Below are 17,489 nucleotides of genomic sequence, written 5' to 3'. Positions count from 1 at the left end.
TGCGCACCGCGCTGACCAGGACCATGCTGACCCCATGACCCGACTGCGCACCTCGCTGCCCGGCCCGAAGTCGCTGGAGCTCCAGGCGCGGCGCACGAACGCCGTCGCCGCCGGGGTCGGCTCCGCGCTGCCCCTCCACATCGACTCCGCCGACGACGGCCTGCTCGTCGACGTCGACGGCAACCGGCTGATCGACCTCGGCTCCGGCATCGCCGTCACGAGCGTCGGCAACCCCGCGCCCGCGGTGGCCGAGGCCGTGCACGCGCAGATCGACCGGTTCAGCCACACCTGCTTCATGATCACCCCCTACGAGGGGTACGTGGCGGTGTGCGAGGAGCTCAACGCCCTGACCCCCGGCACGCACGAGAAGCGGTCGGTGCTGGTCAACTCGGGCGCGGAGGCCGTGGAGAACGCGGTCAAGATCGCCCGGCACGTCACCGGCCGGGCGGCGGTCGTCGTGTTCGACCACGGCTACCACGGGCGCACGAACCTCACGATGGCGCTGACGGCCAAGAACATGCCGTACAAGCACCGCTTCGGGCCGTTCGCGCCGGAGGTGTACCGGGTGCCCACGTCTTACCCGCTGCACGACGGCCTCACCGGTGCCGAGGCGGCTGAACGGGCGATCACCGCGATCGAGAAGCAGGTCGGCGGCGACAACACCGCGGCCGTCGTGGTCGAACCGGTCCAGGGCGAGGGCGGGTTCATCACACCCGCGCCCGGTTTCCTGCCCGCCGTCGCGCGGTGGTGCCGCGAACGCGGGGTGCTGTTCGTGGCCGACGAGATCCAGACCGGGTTCTGCCGCACCGGGGAGTGGTTCGCCTGCGACCACGAGGGCGTGGTGCCGGACCTGGTCACCACGGCCAAGGGCATCGCGGGCGGTCTCCCGCTGGCCGCCGTCACGGGACGCGCCGAGATCATGGACGCCGTGCACGTGGGCGGACTCGGCGGTACCTACGGCGGCAACCCGGTGGCGTGCGCTGCCGCGCTGGGCGCCATCCGCACGATGCGCGAGCGGGACCTCAACGCCGCCGCACGCCGCATCGAGGACACGGTGCTCCCCCGGCTCAAGGCGGTCGCGGAGAAGACCGGCACCATCGCCGAGGTCCGCGGCCGTGGCGCGATGCTCGCCATCGAGCTCACCGAACGCACGCCCGAAGTCGCCGCCCGCGTGGCGAAGGCGTGCCACGAACAGGGTGTCGTCGTGCTGACGTGCGGCACTTACGGCAACGTGATCCGTCTGCTGCCCCCGCTCGTCATCCCGGACGACCTGCTCGCCGAAGGCCTCGACGTTCTCGAAGGAGCTTTGCTCGCATGACCGACTTCCACACCCCAGAAGACGTCGAGAACGCGGTCGCGCAGGCGCACGCGGTCGCTCCCGAGCTGGCCGCCCTGCCGGCCCACCGCAGGGCCGCCGCGCTCGACCACGTGTCGACGCGGCTGGCCGAGCGCGCGGAGGAGTTCGCGCAGGCCATCACCGACGACTCCGGCAAGCCGCTCAGGTGGTCGCGGGTCGAGGTGACCCGCGCGGTCTCCACGTTCCGCTGGGCCGCCGAGGAGGCCCGCCGGTTCTCCGGCGAGCTGCAGCGCCTCGACACCGACCCGGCCGCAGAGGGACGGCTCGCGCTGGTGCGGCGGGTGCCGCGCGGGCCGGTGCTGGGCATCGCGCCGTTCAACTTCCCGCTGAACCTGGTGGCGCACAAGGTCGCGCCCGCGCTGGCCGTCGGCGCGCCGATCGTGCTGAAGCCGGCGCCCGCCACGCCGAAGGCCGCGTTCCTGCTCGGGGAGCTGCTGGCCGAGACGGACCTGCCCGGGGGCGCGTGGGCGGTGCTGCACCTGGCCAACGAGGACACCGCGCGGCTCGTCGAGGACCCGCGGCTGCCGGTCGTGTCGTTCACCGGCTCCGGCCCGGTCGGGTGGGGCATCAGGGACCGGGTGCCGCGCAAGCACGTCACGCTGGAGCTCGGCGGCAACGCGGCCGCGATCGTGGCGCCGGACTGGACCGACGTCGAGTTCGCCGCGCAGCGCATCGCCACGTTCGCCATGTACCAGGCCGGGCAGTCGTGCATCTCGGTGCAGCGCGTGTACGTGCACACCGACGTCTACGACGCGGTGGCGGACGCCGTTGTGGCGCAGGTGAAGAAGCTCGACGTCGCCGGCGACGTGGGTCCGTTGATCAACGACGCCGCCGCCGACCGGGTCGAGGCGTGGGTGGCCGAGGCGGGGGCCACGGTGCTGACCGGCGGCACCCGCGACGGCCGCACCTACGCGCCGACCGTGCTCACCGACGTGCCCGCGACCGCGAAGGTCAACGCCGAGGAGGTGTTCGGCCCGGTCGTCACGCTGACCCGCGTCGACAGCGTCGAGGAGGCCTTCGACCTGGTCAACGCGTCCCGGTACGGCCTGCAGGCCGGGGTGTTCACGACCGACGTGCGGCTCGCCTTCCGCGCGGCGCACCGGCTCCAGGTCGGTGGCGTGATCGTCGGCGACGTGCCGAGCTACCGGGCCGACCAGATGCCGTACGGCGGGGTGAAGGAGTCCGGTGTCGGCCGCGAGGGGCTGCGGGCGGCGATGGAGGACCTGACCGAGCCGCGCGTGCTGGTGCTGACGGGCCTCGAACTGTGAGCTGAGCCGGTCGCGGTGCTGCCATGATGGCTCGCGTGGCCGTCACGATCAGGGATGTCGCTCGCCAGGCGCAGGTCTCCGCGTCGACGGTCTCGCGCGCGCTCAGCGCACCCGGTCTGGTCAGCGAGGCCACCCGGCAGCGGGTGCTGGAGGTCGTGCGCGGGCTGGGCTACCAGCCCAACCGCGCCGCCCGCAGCCTGATCACCGGGCGCACCGGCAACCTCGGCATCGTGGTGCCCGACCTGGAGAACCCGTTCTTCCCCGCGGTGCTGCGCGGCGTGCAGACGCGGGCGGGCGAGGCGGGCACCTCGGTGTTCTTCTGCGACAGCAGGAAGGACGCGCTGGTCGAGGCCGAGCTGGTGCGGACGATGGCCGCGCAGGTCGACGGCCTGGTGCTGTGCGGGTCGCTGCTGTCCGACGAGCAGGTCGCCGAGCTGGCGGACGCCACACCGCTGGTGCTGCTCAACCGCGTCGTGCCCGGTGTGTCGTCGGTGCTGATGGACAGCGCCCTCGGCATGGACCAGGTCGTCGCGCACCTGGAGTCGCTGGGGCACGCGCACCACGTCTACCTCGGCGGTCCGGCCGGCTGGTCGAACCACCGGCGGGAGCAGGGCCTGCGGGGCCGTGCGGAGCTGCTCGGGTCGTTCGAGCCGAACTTCGCCGGCGGGCTGGTCGCGGCCGAACGGGCGCTGGCGACCGGTGCGACGGCGTTCATCGCCTACAACGACCTGGTCGCGCTCGGCGTGCTCAGCCACCTGGCGGCGCGCGGCGTGCGGGTGCCCGAGCAGGTGAGCGTGACCGGGTTCGACGACATCCTGTACGCGGCGATGTGCTCGCCCGCGCTCACGACCGTGACGATGCCGACCGAGGAGGGCGGTCAGGTCGCCGTCGACCTGCTGACGGACCTCCTCGGCGGTGGCGAGGCCCGGACGCGGGAGCTTCCCGACGACGCTCGTGGCCCGCGCGAGCACCGGGCGAGCACCTTGATCTCCAGCCAAGTGGAGCTCCTGGGGTCGGCGTCCTGACCGGTCGTCGAGGTGGGGGTTGTGATGCGGGCTGTTCGCGTGCACGGGTTCGGTGGTCCCGAGGTGCTCGTCGCGGAGGAGGTGCCGGACCCGGTCGCCGGGCCGGGACAGGTCGTGGTCGGGGTGGCGGCCGCGGACGTGATCTTCCTCGACACGCTGCTGCGGCGGGGCTGGGGCCTCGAGCACTTCCCCACGCACCCGCCCTACGTGCCCGGTGGGGGCGGTGCGGGACACGTGCTGTCGGCAGGCGAGGGCGTGGACCCGGCGTGGGTCGGCCGGCACGTCGTCGCGCGCGGCCCCGCGGGGTACGCGGAGCAGGTCGTCGTGCCGGTCGGTGACGTCGTCGCGGTGCCGGACGGCCTGGGCTCGCCCGAGGCGGCGGCGCTGCTGCACGACGGCGTCACGGCGCTGAACCTCCTGCGCCGCGTGGAGATCGGCGAGGGTGACTGGGTGCTGGTGGCCGCCGCGACGGGTGGCGCGGGCTCCCTGCTCGTGCAGCTGGCCCGTGCCGCCGGGGCCCTGGTCGTGGCGGCGGCCCGCGGTGACCGCAAGCTCGCCCTGGCGGAGGACCTGGGAGCGCACGTCACCGTCGACTGCTCGGCCGAGGGCTGGCAGGACCGCGTGCTCGACGCGACCGACGGCGTGCAGGTGGCCTTCGACGGTGCGGGCGGGCCGCTCGGCCGGGCCGTGTTCGAGACCGTGGCCGCGGGTGGGCACTTCGTCACCTACGGCACGTCGGACGGTTTCGCGGACATCGACCCCGAGCTCGCGCGGCACCGGCAGGTGCACGTGGACTACCCGTTGGCAGACGGTCCACCCGCTCCGGCCACGGTGCACGAGCTGCTCACGGAGCGCTCGCGCTCACGGCACGGGGCCGGCTCCGCCCGGTGATCGGCGCGACCTACCCGTTGACGCAGGCCGCGAAGGCGCACCGGGCGCTGGAGGAGCGCACGACGCTGGGCAAGTCGCTCCTGCTCGTCTGAGGCGGGTCAGCGCAGCGCGGCGGTCTCCGTGACCGCCCGCAGCGCGGCCACCACGGCCGAGAACGGCGGCAGGAACGGCCGGTCCACCGGCGTCTCCCCCAGCCAGCCGACACCCCCGCGGTCGATCCGCGACGGCGGCAGCGGCACGAGCGTGCCCAGCCGGTGCGTCAGCGCGCCGCGGGCCCGCAGGCGGATCAGGTTCACCTGCGACGCCTCGTCGGCGGACTCGGTGAGCAGGAGCCACCGCCCGGGAGCCCCCGGCAGCGCCACCACCGGTCCGCCGAGCATCCGCAGGGCGAGGTAGTGCCGCACCTCCTCGCCGATCGCGGAACCGAGCTCGACGGCGGAGACCTGGTGGTCCGTGGTCAGCAGCAGCCTGTTCTCGGAGCGCAGCACGAGCCAGCCCCAGTCCGAGTAGCGCTGCTGGGCCGCGGAGAACGTGTCGGGGTGCGGTAGTACTCCCTTAGGCGAGCTCATGGATCTCACCCTCACTTGATCGAGGTGTAACGCCGATCACACGATTTGACTCCCCGCCGCCATGAACTCACTATCGGGCCGCCATCGGCACACTCGAACGGGGCTGGAGAGCGTGACTCACCTGCGTGAACGCCACCTGACCATGATCGCACTGGGCGGCGTGATCGGCGCCGGTCTCTTCGTCGGGACAGGGGCGGGCATCGCCATTGCCGGACCGGCGGTCCTCATCTCGTTCGGGCTCGCCGGGCTGCTCGCGCTGCTCGTGATGCGCATGCTCGGGGAGATGGCGGCCGAACACCCCAGCGGGGGCGCGTTCTCGGTGCACGCGGAGAAGGCGATCGGGCCGTGGGCCGGGTTCACCGTCGGCTGGGGCTACTGGTCGGCGGTCGTCGTGGTGCTCGCGGTCGAGGCGACCGGGGCGGCGAAGATCGCGTCCGGGTGGCTGCCCGCCGTGCCGCAGTGGGCCTGGGTGCTGGTGTTCATGTCGGTGCTGACGGCGGTGAACCTGGCGAACGTGCGGAACTTCGGCGAGTTCGAGTTCTGGTTCGCGGGCCTCAAGGTCGCCGCGATCGTGCTGTTCCTGCTGCTCGGTGGTGCCGCGGTCCTCGGTCTGCTGCCCGGTGTGGACTCCCCCGGCGTGAGCAACCTGCGCGACTTCCTCCCGCACGGCTGGGGCGGCGTGGTCGCCGGGCTGATGGCGGTCGTGTTCGCGTTCGGCGGACTGGAGGTCGTCACGATCGCCGCCGCCGACGCCGAGGACCCCAAGCGCGCCATCGGCAAGGCGGTGCGCACGTCGGTCACCCGGCTGCTGGTGTTCTACCTCGGCTCGATGGCCGTCGTCGTGACCCTGTTGCCGTGGAACGACTCCGAGGTCGGTGCGAGCCCGTACGTGGCGGTGCTCACCAGGATCGGCATCCCGGGCGCGGCGCAGATCATGAACGTCGTCATCTTCGTGGCGCTGCTGAGCGCCATCAACGCCACCCTGTACGGCGCGGCCCGGATGCTGTCCTCGCTCGCCGACCGCGGCGAGGCGCCGAAGTCGTTGCTGCGGCGCAGGAACGGCGTGCCGCGCAACGCCGTGCTGGCGTCGGTGGCGTTCGGCTTCGTGTCGGTGGGGCTCAACTACCTGTGGCCGGACACGGTGTTCCTGCTGCTGCTCAACGCCGTCGGCTCGGCCCTGCTGGTCGTGTGGGGCTTCATCGCCGTGTCGCAGCTGCGGATGCGCCGCGGCATCGCCGACCCGGTCGTGCCGATGTGGGGCTACCCGTACCTGTCGTGGCTCGCGCTGGCGGCGATCGTGGGGATCGTCGGGCTGATGCTGGCCGACTCCCAGGCCCGCGGCCAGATCCTGTCGACCGGCGTGCTGTTCGCGGTCATCGCGGCCGTCGGCGTGGCCAGGTCGGCACGGCGGAGCACCGCCGGCTGAACCGCTTGCGGCACAGGCCCTGCTTGCCTGGTTCGGTATAGTTATACCGTGATCGAACTGAAGTCCGCCGCCGAGCTGGACGTCATGCGTGAAGCGGGTCGCGTCGTCGCGCGGGCCCTCGCCGCGTGCCGTGCCCACGCCGCACCGGGGGTCACCCTGCGCGAGCTCGACGAGGTGGCCAGGGAGGTGATCTTCGGGGCCGGTGCGACGTCGCCGTTCCTCGACTACCACCCGCGGTGGTCGCCCAGCCCGTTCCCCGGTGTCATCTGCGCGTCGGTGAACGACGCCGTCGTGCACGGCATCCCGGGGCCGCAGGTGCTCGGTGACGGCGACCTGGTCAGCATCGACTGCGGCGCCGTGGTCGACGGGCTGTGCGGTGACGCCGCCACCAGCTTCGTGATCGGCACCGCCACCGACGCCGACCTCGCGCTCATCGACTGCACCGAACGCGCCCTGCGGGCCGGGATCGACGCCGCCCGGCCGGGCGCGCGGATCGGTGACATCTCGCACGCCATCGGTTCCGTGGCCCGTGCCGGCGGCTACGGCCTGCTCCGGCACCACGGCGGTCACGGCATCGGCCGCGCGATGCACGAGGAACCGTTCGTCCCCAACGAGGGCAAGCCCGGCGAGGGCCTGAAGCTCGTGCCCGGCGTCGTGCTGGCCCTCGAACCGATGCTGCACGCCGGCGGCCGTGACGGCTACAGCAGCGACGACGACGGCTGGACCCTGCGCACCGACGACGGCTCACGCGCCGCCCACGTCGAACACACCGTGGCCATCACCGTCGACGGCCCCACAATCCTGACCCTGCCCTGACTCCCTCTTGCCTGAACAGCAGAGGGGGTCAGGCTGACTTTTGAGGGGTCAGGAGTTCGTTGAGCGCGTCCAGGGAGATGCCCAGCGCGCCGGCGAGCGCCGCGATCGTGAAGAAGGACGGTGTGGGGGCGCGACCGGTCTCGATCTTGCGCACCGTCTCGGCGGACAGACCGGCCCTGGCGGCGATCTCGACCATGCTCTCCTGGCCGCGCGCGTCGCGCAGCAACTGCCCGAGCCGCCTGCCCCGCTCCCGCTGCAGCGAACTCAAGGGGATGCGCACCATGCCTGCGGATTCTACGCGAACTCCGCCCTCCGGTCGGCGTGAGAAAAGTCCGTTGCACGGGCGGCCGACCAACGCATAGGTTCGAAGTACACAAGAGAGGAGGTGGTCCAAAGTTGTATAGCTATCGGACTCGTGAGGTGGCTGTCCGCTAGGACCAGCCCTCGGTGACGCCTGGCGAAACCCAGGCAGCCACCCGACCCCCGGACTTCGAGCGCTGGTCCCGCTCGGCCCGCTCACGCGGGAGTCGTCCGGGGGTTGTCCCATTTCCGGGGAACCGCACCGAGACGACCGAACCTCAGAGCGCCTTCTTCAGCACCGTGAGATCGGCGACGAACGCGTCGTAGGACTCGGTGAAGTCCTCGGCCCTCAGCACGGCCGACGGGTGCACGGTCACGCCGACCCGCAGCCCGTCGTGCTCCACCACCCGGCCCCGGTTCTCGGTGAGCTTGAACGACGGCCCCAGCAACGCCTTCGCCGCCACGGCACCCAGGCACACCACCAGGTCGGGCTTCACGACCCGCAGCTCCTCGCGCAGCCACGGGAAGCACGCGACGACCTCGGAACGCCGTGGCTGCTGGTGGATTCTGCGCTTGCCGCGCGCGGTGAACCTGAAGTGCTTCACCGCGTTCGTGAGGTAGACGTCGGGCCGGGCGATGCCAGCGGCAGCCAACGCCTTGTCCAGCAACCGGCCCGCCGGGCCGACGAACACGTGGCCGTCGACGTCCTCGCGGTCGCCGGGCTGCTCCCCCACCATCATCAGCCGGGCTTTCACCGGCCCTTCGCCGAACACCGTCTGGGTGGCGTCGCGGTACAGCTCGCACCCGCGGCAGCCGGCGGCAGCAGAACGCAACGCCGCCCAGCTCTTCCCCTCGGGGACGAACTGGGCGGCGGACGCGGTGTCTTTACTTGTTCGACCGGAAGGCATCCTTGACCTTCTCGCCGGCCTGCTTCAGAGCGCCCTTGGCTTGCTCCGCGCGGCCCTCGGCCTGCCACTGCTCGTTGTCCGTGGCGTCGCCGACCGCGGCCTTGGCGCGGCCCTTGAGCTCCTCGGCCTTGTTCTCGAACTTCTCGTCGGCACCCATGGATCAGGCTCCTCCACTAGCGGTCAGCTACGCCGACCGGTTACCCGGCGAGCAGCGATCCAAACAGTTGATAAGGTGATCACTCGCGGTTGAGAACCCAGCCGCAAGCCGATGAGACGGCTTGCTCTGGGTGTGCCCGCCCTTCGCAAGATGAGCTACCTGGAGCGTCGTCGTCCCACCGGCATGCCGCTGTGACCATGACGACGTGAAAGGAGCCGGCGGTGTCGTCCGCGAGAATCACCGCCCTCGAGGCCGAGGTGGCAGGGTTGCGCAAGGCCCTGGCGTCACGGACCGTCATCGGGCAGGCCACGGGCCTGATCGCCGCACGCAAACCCTGCACACCCCAGCAGGCGTTCCAGCTGCTGGTGCAGATATCACAGCACCACAACATCAAGCTGCACGTCGCGGCCGACCGCCTGGTCGCCGCGTTCGTGCACGCCCACCTCGGCCGGCCGGTGAACCCGGCCGACCAGGTGTTGTGGGATCACGTCAACGCGACCACGGCGAACGAGTCCGGAGGAAGCGACGACGGGTTCGCCGAGGAGGTCAGCAGCACATCCCCGTGAGGCAGCGGGACGGGGGTCGTGCCCAGGTTGACCACCACGCGGGTCTGCCCGCGGTGCAGCACGAAGCACTCCCCGTCCTGCTCCACCACGAACCGGTCGAGTCGCGGATCGGCCAGCTCGGGGCGGGAGCGCCGCAACGCGATCAGCGCGCGATAGGTCTCGTACACCTTCGCGTGCTTCCCCTCACCGACCTCGTCCCACCTCAGCCGAGAGTTCTCCACGGTCTGCGGCGACATGGGGTCCGGTACGTCTGATTCGCCCCACCCGTGGCGGGAGAACTCCCTGCGCCGCCCGGTCCTGACCGCCTCGGCGAGCTGCGGGTCCGGGAAGGACGCGAAGAACTGCCACGGCGTGGAGGCCGCCCACTCCTCCCCCATGAAGATCATGGGCGTGTAGGGCGAGCACAGCACGATCGCCGCCGCGCACAACAACTTCCCGGTGGGCACGGATGCGGGCAACCGGTCACCGGCCGCCCGGTTGCCGACCTGGTCGTGGTTCTGGGTGTAGGCCAGGAACCGGTGGCCGGGGATCAACGCCGTGTCGACCGGCTTGCCGTGGTGCTTCTCCCGGAACGACGACCAGGTGCCGGCGTGGAAGAAGACACCCTCCAGCGTGTTCTTCAGCGCTCCCGGTGCCGCGAAGTCCGCGTAGTACCCGAACGTCTCACCCGTCAGGGCGACGTGCAGGCAGTGGTGCAGGTCGTCCGACCACTGCGCGTGCAGGCCGGTTCCCCCGCCCTCCCGCGCGGTCACCAGTCTCGCGTCGTTCAGGTCGGACTCGGCGATCAGCGTCAACGGCCGCCCGACCGCCGCCGACAACGCGTCCACCTCGACCGCGAGCTCCTCCAGCAGGTGCACCGCGCTCCGGTCGGCCAGTGCGTGCACCGCGTCGAGCCGCAGCCCGTCCACGTGGAAGTCGCGCAGCCACTGCAGGGCGTTGTCGAGCACGTACCGGCGCACCTCGTCGGAGCCGGCGCCGTCGAGGTTGAGGCCGGGACCCCAGTCGTTGCTGCCCGCGAAGTACGGGCCGAACCGGTCGAGGTAGGCCCCCGACGGACCGAGGTGGTTGTAGACGACGTCAAGCAGCACGGCCAGGCCGCGGGCGTGGCAGGCGTCGACGAACCGCTTGAAGCCGTCCGGCCCGCCGTAGGGCTCGTGCACCGCGCCCCACAGCACGCCGTCGTAGCCCCAGCCCTCGACGCCGTCGAAGCTGTTGACCGGCATGACCTCGACGAACGTGATGCCCAGGTCCACCAGGTGGTCGAGCTTCCCGATCGCCGCGTCGAACGTGCCCTCGGGCGTGAACGTGCCGATGTGCAGCTCGTAGATCACCCCGCCGGGCAGCGCGCGGCCGGTCCAGCCGCCGTCCTGCCACTCGTAGGTGTGCTCGTAGACGCGGGACGCCTCGTGCACGCCGTTCGGCTGCCACAGCGACCGCGGGTCCGGCAGCGCCTGGCCGTCGACCACGAACGCGTAGTCGGTGCCGCTCACGTCGCAGTGCCACCAGTCGCCGTCGCGCTTCATCCCGTGGTCGACGCCGTCGACCCGGACGTGCACGGACTCGGGCTTCGGTGCCCACACGGAAAAGCTCACGATTCCCCTCGCACGAGCAGAGCCACCGGGTAGCGGTCGAGCAGCGCGGCCAGGTCCTCGGTCGCCGGCCGCCCGGTGAGCACGTCCGTCCACTCCGGACCGGGCAGCGGCAGCGCGGTGCCCTGCCAGCCCTTGCGCGCCAGCCCGACCGGGAGCCGGGTCGCGACGGTGATGACGTGCTCGCGCTGGAACGCGAGCACGTGCTCGGCGGCGGGTCCCTCCGCGCGCAGCGGGCGGTAGCCGTGGAAACCGCGGGCCTTGGCCTGCAACGCCCGGTGCACCACCAGCAGCTTCGCGGCGCCGGTCTCGTCGACCTCCGGCACCCAGCCGTCCTCGATGCGGGCCAGCAGCTCCCTGCGCAGCTCGTAGTCGACCGGCCTGCGGTTGTCCGGGTCGACCAGCGAGTAATCCCACAGCTCGGTGCCCTGGTAGATGTCCGGCACGCCGGGCGCGGTGAGCTGGACCAGCTTCTGGCCCAGCGAGTTCGACCAGCCCGGCACCGTGAGCCGCTCGGCGAACGCGGCGACCTCGGGCAGCCCGAGCACCTTCGCGGGCCACGCGGCCACCTCGGCGTCGAACTCGGCGTCGCGGTCGACCCACGAGGTCTTGACCTTCGCCTCGCGCGAGGCCTTCTCCAGGTACTGCGCGAGCCGGTCCTCGGTGATCGGCCACGCGCCGAGCAGCGACTGCCAGGCCAGCCGGTTGAGCGACGGCTCGGACAGCCCGTGCCGCGCGGTCATGGTCTCCTCGAACGCCAGGTACTCGTCCGGGATCTCGGCCAGCACGGCGAGCCGGGCCCGCACGTCCTCCGACCGCTTGGTGTCGTGGGTGGTCAGCGTCGTCATCGACCGCGGCCAGCTGGCCTCGCGGGCGGCGGCGCGCTGGTGGAACTCCTCCACCGGCATGCCGAACCGGTCCGGTGAGCCACCGACCTCGTTGAGGGCCACGAAGTTCGTGTACCGGTAGAACGCGGTGTCCTCGGTGCCCTTGGCGACGACCATGCCGGAGGTCTGCTGGATGCGGGTGGCCAGCTCGCCGTGCGGGTCGGCGCGGACCTGCTCGTCCAGCGCCTCGACCGCGGGCGAGGACGACAGCCGCACCGCGGTGTCCCAGTGCTCCAGGCCCTCCGGCAGGTAGGACCGGTACACCGGGAAGTTGACCATCACCTCGGCGACGGCCGCGCACGCGTCCTCGAACGGCACGTCCTTCACCAGCCGCGCGATCCGGCGCACCTCGGCGACCAGGATCGAGTCGGCGACCTGGCGGCGTGACGCGTGCTCGACCTCGTGGAAGGTCGGCTGCCCGTCACGGGGTTCGAACGCGTCCGTCGGCGCGATGAACACGCCGCAGATCTCGCGCAGCGCGTCGTAGCCCGTGGTGCCGTCGACCGGCCAGCTCTGCGGCAGCGTCTCGTCCGGCCCGAGGATCTTCTCGACGACGATCCAGCCGTCGAACTTCGCGCGCAGCGCCCGGAAGTAGCCGCCGGGGTCGGCGAGGCCGTCCGGGTGGTCGATCCGCAGCCCCTCCGCGCCCCACCGCAGCACCTCGTGGTGGGTCATGTCGAACACGTCCGGGTCCTCGACCCGGATCGCGGCCAGCTCGGTGATGTCGAAGAACCGGCGGTAGTTGAGCTCCTGGTTGCCGCGCCGCCAGTTCACCTTGACGAAGTGGTCGTGCTCCTCGTCCTCGGCGTCCTCGGCCAGCACCGGCAGCAGCACCCGCCCCGAGGACCAGTCGATGTCGAAGTACTTGGCGTACTCCGACTCCTGGCCCTTTTCGAGGACGTCCTCCCACCACGGGTTCGGCACGGCCATGTGGTTCGGCACGATGTCGACGTACAGGCCGATGCCGAGTTCGGTCAGCTTGTCCTGCAACGCTTCGCGCGCCTGCTTGCCGCCGAACTCCTCCCGCGTGCGGGTCGGGTCGGTGACGTCGTAGCCGTGCGTGGAGCCTTCGCGCGCCTCCAGCAGCGGTGACGCGTAGAGCCCGTGCACGCCGAGGCGGTGCAGGTAGTCCGCGATGTTCTCGGCGTCGGCGAAGGTGAAGCCGGGGGTGAACTGGATGCGGTAGGTGGAGTACGGGGCGCCCATCAGGCGGTCCTCTCCAGCACGACCAGCGAGCGCGCGGTCAGCGCGAGGCTGCCCGCCGCCGCGATCGGCTTCTTGCCGGCACCGCCGACCTGGCCGGTCGCGGTGTCGACCACGACCGTCCACTCGGTACCGTAAGAGCTGTCGGGCAATGTCACCTGGATGTCCTCGTGGTGTGCGTTGAACGCCATCAGGAACGAGTCGTCGACCACGCGCATGCCGCGCGAGTCGAGGTCCGGCATGCCTTCGCCGTTGAGGAAGACGACGATGCACTTGCCGAAGTCGTCCTCCCAGTTCTGCTCGGTCATCTCCTCACCGGAGGGGGTGAACCACGCGATGTCGCGCAGCTCGTCGCCCTTGCGGATCGGCCGGCCCGCGAAGAACCGCTTGCGCCGGAACACGGGGTGGGCCTTGCGGAACGCGGTCAGCGCCGAGGTGAAGTCGACCAGCTCGGCGTGCCGCTCCAGCAGCGACCAGTCGACCCAGGAGACCTCGTTGTCCTGACAGTAGGCGTTGTTGTTGCCGTTCTGCGTGCGGCCGAACTCGTCGCCGTGCAGGATCATCGGCACGCCCTGCGACAGGATCAGGGTGGCGATGAGGTTGCGCCGCTGGCGGGCCCGCAGGTCCACGACCTCCTCGTCGTCGGTCGGTCCCTCGACGCCGCAGTTCCACGAGCGGTTGTGGCTCTCGCCGTCGTTGTTGTCCTCGCCGTTGGCCTCGTTGTGCTTCTCGTTGTACGACACCAGGTCGTTGAGCGTGAAGCCGTCGTGGGCGGTGACGAAGTTGATCGACGCGTACGGCCGGCGGCCGTCGTCCTGGTACAGGTCCGACGACCCGGTGATGCGCGAGGCGAACTCGCCCAGCGTCGCCGGCTCACCGCGCCAGAAGTCCCGGACGGTGTCGCGGAACTTGCCGTTCCACTCCGTCCACAGCGGCGGGAAGTTGCCCACCTGGTACCCACCGGGACCGACGTCCCACGGCTCGGCGATCAGCTTGACCTGCGACACCACCGGGTCCTGCTGCACGACCTCGAAGAACGTCGCCAGCCGGTCCACGTCGTAGAACTCCCGCGCCAGCGTCGCCGCCAGGTCGAACCGGAAGCCATCGACGTGCATCTCGGTGACCCAGTACCGCAGCGAGTCCATGATCAGCTGCAACGTGTGCGGCGTCCGCACGTTCAGCGAGTTGCCGGTGCCCGTGTAGTCCATGTAGAACTTGGGCTCGTCGTCCATCACCCGGTAGTAGGCCAGGTTGTCGATGCCCTTCATGGACAGCGTCGGCCCGAGGTGGTTGCCCTCGGCGGTGTGGTTGTAGACCACGTCGAGGATGACCTCGATGCCCGCCTGGTGCAGGGCGCGGACCATGCCCTTGAACTCCTGCACCTGGTTCAGCGGCATGGCCGCGTAGCCGTCGTGCGGCGCGAAGAACCCGATCGTGTTGTAGCCCCAGTAGTTGCTGAGCCTGCGCTCCTGCAACGTGTGGTCGCTGATGAACTGGTGCACGGGCATCAGCTCGACCGCCGTCACGCCCAGCTTGATCAGGTGGTCGATCATCACCGGGTGCGCGAGTCCCGCGTAGGTGCCGCGCAGTCGCGGCGGGATCTCCGGGTGGTCGATCGTGAGGCCGCGGACGTGCGCCTCGTAGATGACGCTCTCGTTGTACGGCGTCCTGGGCGAGCGGTCGTTCGTCCAGTCGAAGAACGGGTTGACCACCACGGACTTCGACACGAACGGCGCCGAGTCCGCGTCGTTGCGCTCCTCGGGCGCGCCGAACTTGTAGCCGTAGAGCGCTTCATCCCACGCGAGGCCGTTGGAGATGGCCTTCGCGTACGGGTCGATGAGCAGCTTGTTGGGGTTGCAGCGAAGGCCCCGCTCCGGGTCGTACGGCCCGTGCACGCGGTACCCGTACCGCTGGCCGGGGCCGACGCCGAGCAGGTAGCCGTGGTGCACGAAACCGTCCACCTCGGGCAACCGGACGCGTGTCTCTGTGCCGTCGTCGTCGAAGAGGCAGAGCTCCACGTACTCGGCAACTTCGGAGAACAGGGCGAAATTCGTTCCTACGCCGTCATAACCAGCGCCTAGCGGATACGGCCTGCCGGGCCAGGGTCGCACGATGCTCCTCACGCGGTAGCGATACCCACACGACCCTATCCGTCTAACCGAGATGCGGCATTCCGCGCGGGTGGCGTTGCGCGGAAGCGCGGGTCAGTTCCCGCGGCCGTGCCGGGGTCCGGTCCACCGTGCGGGCAGCACGGGGTGCACCAACCCCGGCGCGTCGAGCGGTCACGCCCTTGCGTGCGCCAGCACCAGCTGCCCACGTGCGGCCATGAGCAACGTGCGGGCTTCCTGGATCTCGCAGTACTTCAGGTGTTCGACCGCCGCCTCCGCGCACGCCAGCGCGTGGGTGAGGGCCTCGTTGTCCGGTGCGGGACCGGCGTCCCGCAGCGCGTCGCGCAGCGATTCCTCCGCACGCCGTGCCCCGGCCAGCGGGTCGCCGAGCGTGGTCGGCCGCACGGCGGCGAGGACCTGCTCGACAGCCAGTTCCAGCACGTCGGTCGGTGTCCGCGTGCTCACGGCTGAGCTCATCTGGTACGCCACCTCCAAAAGATCCGGGCTTCGTCGTCCGCCGTCGGGTGACGGCCCAACAGTACTCCGCAGGTCGGCGACCTGCCGTTAAGCGGGTGTTTCCGGTGTGCGTTGACGCAGGGGGCGGGTGATGTCCCTGACCAGTGGGAAGAACTCGTCCAGCGGCACGGGGAGGGGGATCCGCCAGTTCGGGTGCTCGTCGACCGTGCCCGGCACGTTGGGCTGCCGGGTGTCCCCCAGCGCGTCCTGCGGTGAGGTCAGCACCAGCGCGCAGGGCGCGTGGGCCAGCAGCTCGTGGGCACCGGCGACGCGGTCGCCGGGGTCGATGCCCTCCGCGCGCATCAGCTCGTCGAAGTCGGGACCGTCCTCACCGGCGAAGAACGTCGCGGCGGTCGGCAGGTCGTGGGTGGAGATGCTGGCCATCGCCTTCGGGTTCCACTGCGCGGGCGGGACCAGCGGGTGGCCCTCCGCGTAGTAGTCGCGCTGGAAGTAGAGGACGGCGCTGGTGAGCATGCCGTTCTCCTGCAGCGTCTTCGTGACGACCGGCTCGACCGTGCCGAGGTCCTCGCCGACGACCACGGCACCCGCGCGGTAGGCCTCCAGCGCGAGCACGCCGAGCATCGCGTCCGCGTCGTAGTGGACGTACGTGCCGCGCGACGGCGGTTCGCCCGGCGGGATCCACCACAGCCGCCACAGGCCGGCGACGTGGTCGATGCGGATGCCGTCGGCGTGCCGCAGCACGCTGCGCAGCACCTGGCGGAACGGCCGGTAGCCGGTCTCGGCGAGCTTGTCGGGGCGCCACGGCGGCAGTCCCCAGTCCTGGCCGTCGGCGCTGAACGCGTCCGGTGGCGCACCGACCTTGACGTCGATGGCGAACGCGTCCGGGTCGGCGAAGGTGTCGGCGCCGCCGGGGTGCACGCCCACCGGGAGGTCGTGGATGACGCCGACGGCCATGCCGGCCTCGTGCGCGGCGAGCCGGACGTCCTGCAGCTGGCGGGTGCACAGGTGCTGGACCCAGGCGTGGAACGCGACCCGTTCGGCCGGTGGTTCCGCGCGGTCGGCCGGCCACGTGCGCCAGTCGCTGCCGTGGACCTCGGCGAGCGCGCAGTAGGTCGCGAACCGCTCCAGGTCGGCGTCCATCTCGATCTCGCCGCCGGGGAAGAGCAGCTCCAGCGCCTGCCGCTTCGCGTCCCACACGGCGTCGTAGTCGATCAGGTCCTCGTTGGCGGGGCGCAGGTCGCGGATGAGCTGCCGGGTCCGCGGGCAGGCCTGCAGGAACTCGGCGGTGTCGGTGATGCGCAGGTACAGCGGGTTCGCGAACCGGCGGCTCGTCGGCGAGTACGGCGAGCGCTCGACCGGGTGCGTCAGGCTGGGCGCCTGCACCGGGTTGACCAGCACGACGCCCGCGTCGAGCTCCTGGCTGCTGCGCCGGGCGACGGTCGCGAGGTCGGCGAAGTCGCCCATCCCCCACGACTCCTGCGAACGCGCGGCGTACAGCTGGAGCATCCAGCCCCAGGTATGCGGCACGTCCGGCAACGTCCTGGGCGCCACGGCCAGGGTGACGGTCTGCGTCGCGGTGCGGATCGTGTGCCACCCGAGCGGCAACGAGTCCGGCAGGTGCCGCTCAACGCTGACCGTCCCGCCGTCCTCCAGCTCGACGGTCGCGGGCCCGCGCAGGTCGTACGTCTCCTGCTCGCGGATCACGATCGTCGGCGGCAGCGCCTGCTCCGCCCGCCTGCGTTCGACCAGAGCCAGCTCGCGCTCGACGGAGTCCGGAGTGGACGCGTCCACGCCGAACTGCGCGAGGACAGCGACGACGACGTCCGTTTCGACGGTCACCTGCTGCTGATCGGAGTTCTCGTACCTCGTGGCGACGCCCCAAGCGTCCGCCAGCCGCGCCACCAACTCCTCCACAGGTACAAGCTATGTCACAGGTGCGCGT

Annotated in this window: 16 protein-coding genes and 1 pseudogene; 8 read left to right on the top strand and 9 right to left on the bottom strand. The window is 71.2% G+C overall.

Annotation, left to right across the window (positions count from 1 at the left end; translation table 11 throughout):
* The first annotated feature begins 34 nt into the window (after nucleotides 1-34).
* The 5 genes and pseudogenes from gabT to ACVDFE_RS19015 all read left to right on the top strand — a co-directional run bounded on the left by gabT (nucleotide 35) and on the right by ACVDFE_RS19015 (nucleotide 4,633).
* Nucleotides 35-1,318, top strand: coding sequence for a 4-aminobutyrate--2-oxoglutarate transaminase (gene gabT / locus ACVDFE_RS19035; protein WP_360396163.1), 1,284 nt, complete (start codon nucleotides 35-37; stop codon nucleotides 1,316-1,318).
* Nucleotides 1,315-2,625, top strand: coding sequence for an aldehyde dehydrogenase family protein (locus ACVDFE_RS19030; RefSeq protein WP_458431261.1), 1,311 nt, complete (start codon nucleotides 1,315-1,317; stop codon nucleotides 2,623-2,625). The genes gabT and ACVDFE_RS19030 overlap by 4 nt, the downstream gene beginning before the upstream one ends.
* Before the next feature lie 35 nt (nucleotides 2,626-2,660).
* Nucleotides 2,661-3,650, top strand: a complete 990-nt coding sequence (locus ACVDFE_RS19025; protein ID WP_458431260.1) for a LacI family DNA-binding transcriptional regulator — start codon at nucleotides 2,661-2,663, stop codon at nucleotides 3,648-3,650.
* 24 nt (nucleotides 3,651-3,674) lie between these two features.
* Nucleotides 3,675-4,349 (top strand): annotated as a pseudogene (locus ACVDFE_RS19020) (zinc-binding dehydrogenase); the annotation flags it as partial.
* Nucleotides 4,244-4,633 (top strand): zinc-binding dehydrogenase, encoded by a 390-nt coding sequence (locus ACVDFE_RS19015; RefSeq protein WP_458434359.1) that lies wholly within the window; start codon nucleotides 4,244-4,246, stop codon nucleotides 4,631-4,633. The pseudogene ACVDFE_RS19020 and the gene ACVDFE_RS19015, both read left to right, overlap by 106 nt.
* A gap of 6 nt (nucleotides 4,634-4,639) precedes the next feature.
* On the opposite strand, the gene ACVDFE_RS19010 is transcribed toward ACVDFE_RS19015, so the two are convergent.
* Entirely contained in the window at nucleotides 4,640-5,110 is a 471-nt protein-coding gene (locus tag ACVDFE_RS19010) for a hypothetical protein (protein WP_360396157.1), read from the bottom strand.
* 112 nt (nucleotides 5,111-5,222) lie between these two features.
* Here ACVDFE_RS19010 and ACVDFE_RS19005 point away from each other — a divergent pair, with 112 nt between their 5' ends.
* Both ACVDFE_RS19005 and map read left to right on the top strand, forming a co-directional pair.
* Nucleotides 5,223-6,536 carry an amino acid permease gene (locus ACVDFE_RS19005; protein WP_458431259.1) on the top strand — a complete coding sequence of 438 codons (1,314 nt, stop codon included), beginning with the start codon at nucleotides 5,223-5,225 and terminating at the stop codon, nucleotides 6,534-6,536.
* A gap of 48 nt (nucleotides 6,537-6,584) precedes the next feature.
* Complete coding sequence (gene map, locus ACVDFE_RS19000; RefSeq protein ID WP_458431258.1) at nucleotides 6,585-7,352, top strand: type I methionyl aminopeptidase; 768 nt, start codon at nucleotides 6,585-6,587, stop codon at nucleotides 7,350-7,352.
* Between the two features lie 28 nt (nucleotides 7,353-7,380).
* On the opposite strand, the gene ACVDFE_RS18995 is transcribed toward map, so the two are convergent.
* The 3 genes from ACVDFE_RS18995 to ACVDFE_RS18985 form a co-directional block, all read right to left on the bottom strand.
* Nucleotides 7,381-7,635 (bottom strand): helix-turn-helix domain-containing protein, encoded by a 255-nt coding sequence (locus ACVDFE_RS18995; protein WP_360396151.1) that lies wholly within the window; start codon nucleotides 7,633-7,635, stop codon nucleotides 7,381-7,383.
* A gap of 295 nt (nucleotides 7,636-7,930) precedes the next feature.
* Nucleotides 7,931-8,560 (bottom strand): UdgX family uracil-DNA binding protein, encoded by a 630-nt coding sequence (locus ACVDFE_RS18990; RefSeq protein WP_458431257.1) that lies wholly within the window; start codon nucleotides 8,558-8,560, stop codon nucleotides 7,931-7,933.
* Complete coding sequence (locus ACVDFE_RS18985; RefSeq protein WP_458431256.1) at nucleotides 8,538-8,717, bottom strand: CsbD family protein; 180 nt, start codon at nucleotides 8,715-8,717, stop codon at nucleotides 8,538-8,540. Before ACVDFE_RS18985 ends, ACVDFE_RS18990 begins: the two co-directional genes overlap by 23 nt.
* 221 nt (nucleotides 8,718-8,938) lie before the next feature.
* On the opposite strand from ACVDFE_RS18985, the gene ACVDFE_RS18980 reads away from it, so the two are divergent.
* Nucleotides 8,939-9,283 (top strand): ANTAR domain-containing protein, encoded by a 345-nt coding sequence (locus ACVDFE_RS18980; RefSeq protein WP_360396146.1) that lies wholly within the window; start codon nucleotides 8,939-8,941, stop codon nucleotides 9,281-9,283.
* On the opposite strand, the gene treZ is transcribed toward ACVDFE_RS18980, so the two are convergent.
* The 5 genes from treZ to ACVDFE_RS18955 all read right to left on the bottom strand — a co-directional run bounded on the left by treZ (nucleotide 9,202) and on the right by ACVDFE_RS18955 (nucleotide 17,461).
* Nucleotides 9,202-10,875 carry a malto-oligosyltrehalose trehalohydrolase gene (gene treZ / locus ACVDFE_RS18975; RefSeq protein ID WP_458431255.1) on the bottom strand — a complete coding sequence of 558 codons (1,674 nt, stop codon included), beginning with the start codon at nucleotides 10,873-10,875 and terminating at the stop codon, nucleotides 9,202-9,204. The genes ACVDFE_RS18980 and treZ overlap by 82 nt on opposite strands.
* On the bottom strand, nucleotides 10,872-12,965 hold the full coding sequence (treY, locus tag ACVDFE_RS18970) for a malto-oligosyltrehalose synthase (RefSeq protein ID WP_458431254.1): 2,094 nt from the start codon (nucleotides 12,963-12,965) through the stop codon (nucleotides 10,872-10,874). The genes treZ and treY overlap by 4 nt, the downstream gene beginning before the upstream one ends.
* A complete protein-coding gene (gene glgX / locus ACVDFE_RS18965) occupies nucleotides 12,965-15,073 on the bottom strand; it encodes a glycogen debranching protein GlgX (RefSeq protein ID WP_360396142.1) in 2,109 nt (702 codons plus the stop codon). Before glgX ends, treY begins: the two co-directional genes overlap by 1 nt.
* 171 nt (nucleotides 15,074-15,244) lie before the next feature.
* A complete protein-coding gene (locus ACVDFE_RS18960; RefSeq protein ID WP_360396140.1) occupies nucleotides 15,245-15,547 on the bottom strand; it encodes a hypothetical protein in 303 nt (100 codons plus the stop codon).
* An 87-nt stretch (nucleotides 15,548-15,634) separates the two neighbouring features.
* Nucleotides 15,635-17,461 (bottom strand): 4-alpha-glucanotransferase, encoded by a 1,827-nt coding sequence (locus ACVDFE_RS18955; protein ID WP_458431252.1) that lies wholly within the window; start codon nucleotides 17,459-17,461, stop codon nucleotides 15,635-15,637.
* Nucleotides 17,462-17,489 lie beyond the last annotated feature (28 nt).

The sequence above is a fragment of the Lentzea chajnantorensis genome, assembly GCF_054300775.1.
This window is presented reverse-complemented; position numbering and strand designations above follow the sequence as displayed.

What these genes read in the sequence shown, in the direction of transcription:
- ACVDFE_RS18960 (WP_360396140.1), bottom strand. Translation starts at nt 15,547, where the DNA reads ATGAGCTCAGCCGTGAGCACGCGGACACCGACCGACGTGCTGGAACTG.
- ACVDFE_RS18990 (WP_458431257.1), bottom strand. Translation starts at nt 8,560, where the DNA reads ATGCCTTCCGGTCGAACAAGTAAAGACACCGCGTCCGCCGCCCAGTTC.
- ACVDFE_RS18995 (WP_360396151.1), bottom strand. Translation starts at nt 7,635, where the DNA reads ATGGTGCGCATCCCCTTGAGTTCGCTGCAGCGGGAGCGGGGCAGGCGG.
- ACVDFE_RS19030 (WP_458431261.1), top strand. Translation starts at nt 1,315, where the DNA reads ATGACCGACTTCCACACCCCAGAAGACGTCGAGAACGCGGTCGCGCAG.
- ACVDFE_RS19010 (WP_360396157.1), bottom strand. Translation starts at nt 5,110, where the DNA reads ATGAGCTCGCCTAAGGGAGTACTACCGCACCCCGACACGTTCTCCGCG.
- gabT (WP_360396163.1), top strand. Translation starts at nt 35, where the DNA reads ATGACCCGACTGCGCACCTCGCTGCCCGGCCCGAAGTCGCTGGAGCTC.
- ACVDFE_RS18985 (WP_458431256.1), bottom strand. Translation starts at nt 8,717, where the DNA reads ATGGGTGCCGACGAGAAGTTCGAGAACAAGGCCGAGGAGCTCAAGGGC.
- treY (WP_458431254.1), bottom strand. Translation starts at nt 12,965, where the DNA reads ATGGGCGCCCCGTACTCCACCTACCGCATCCAGTTCACCCCCGGCTTC.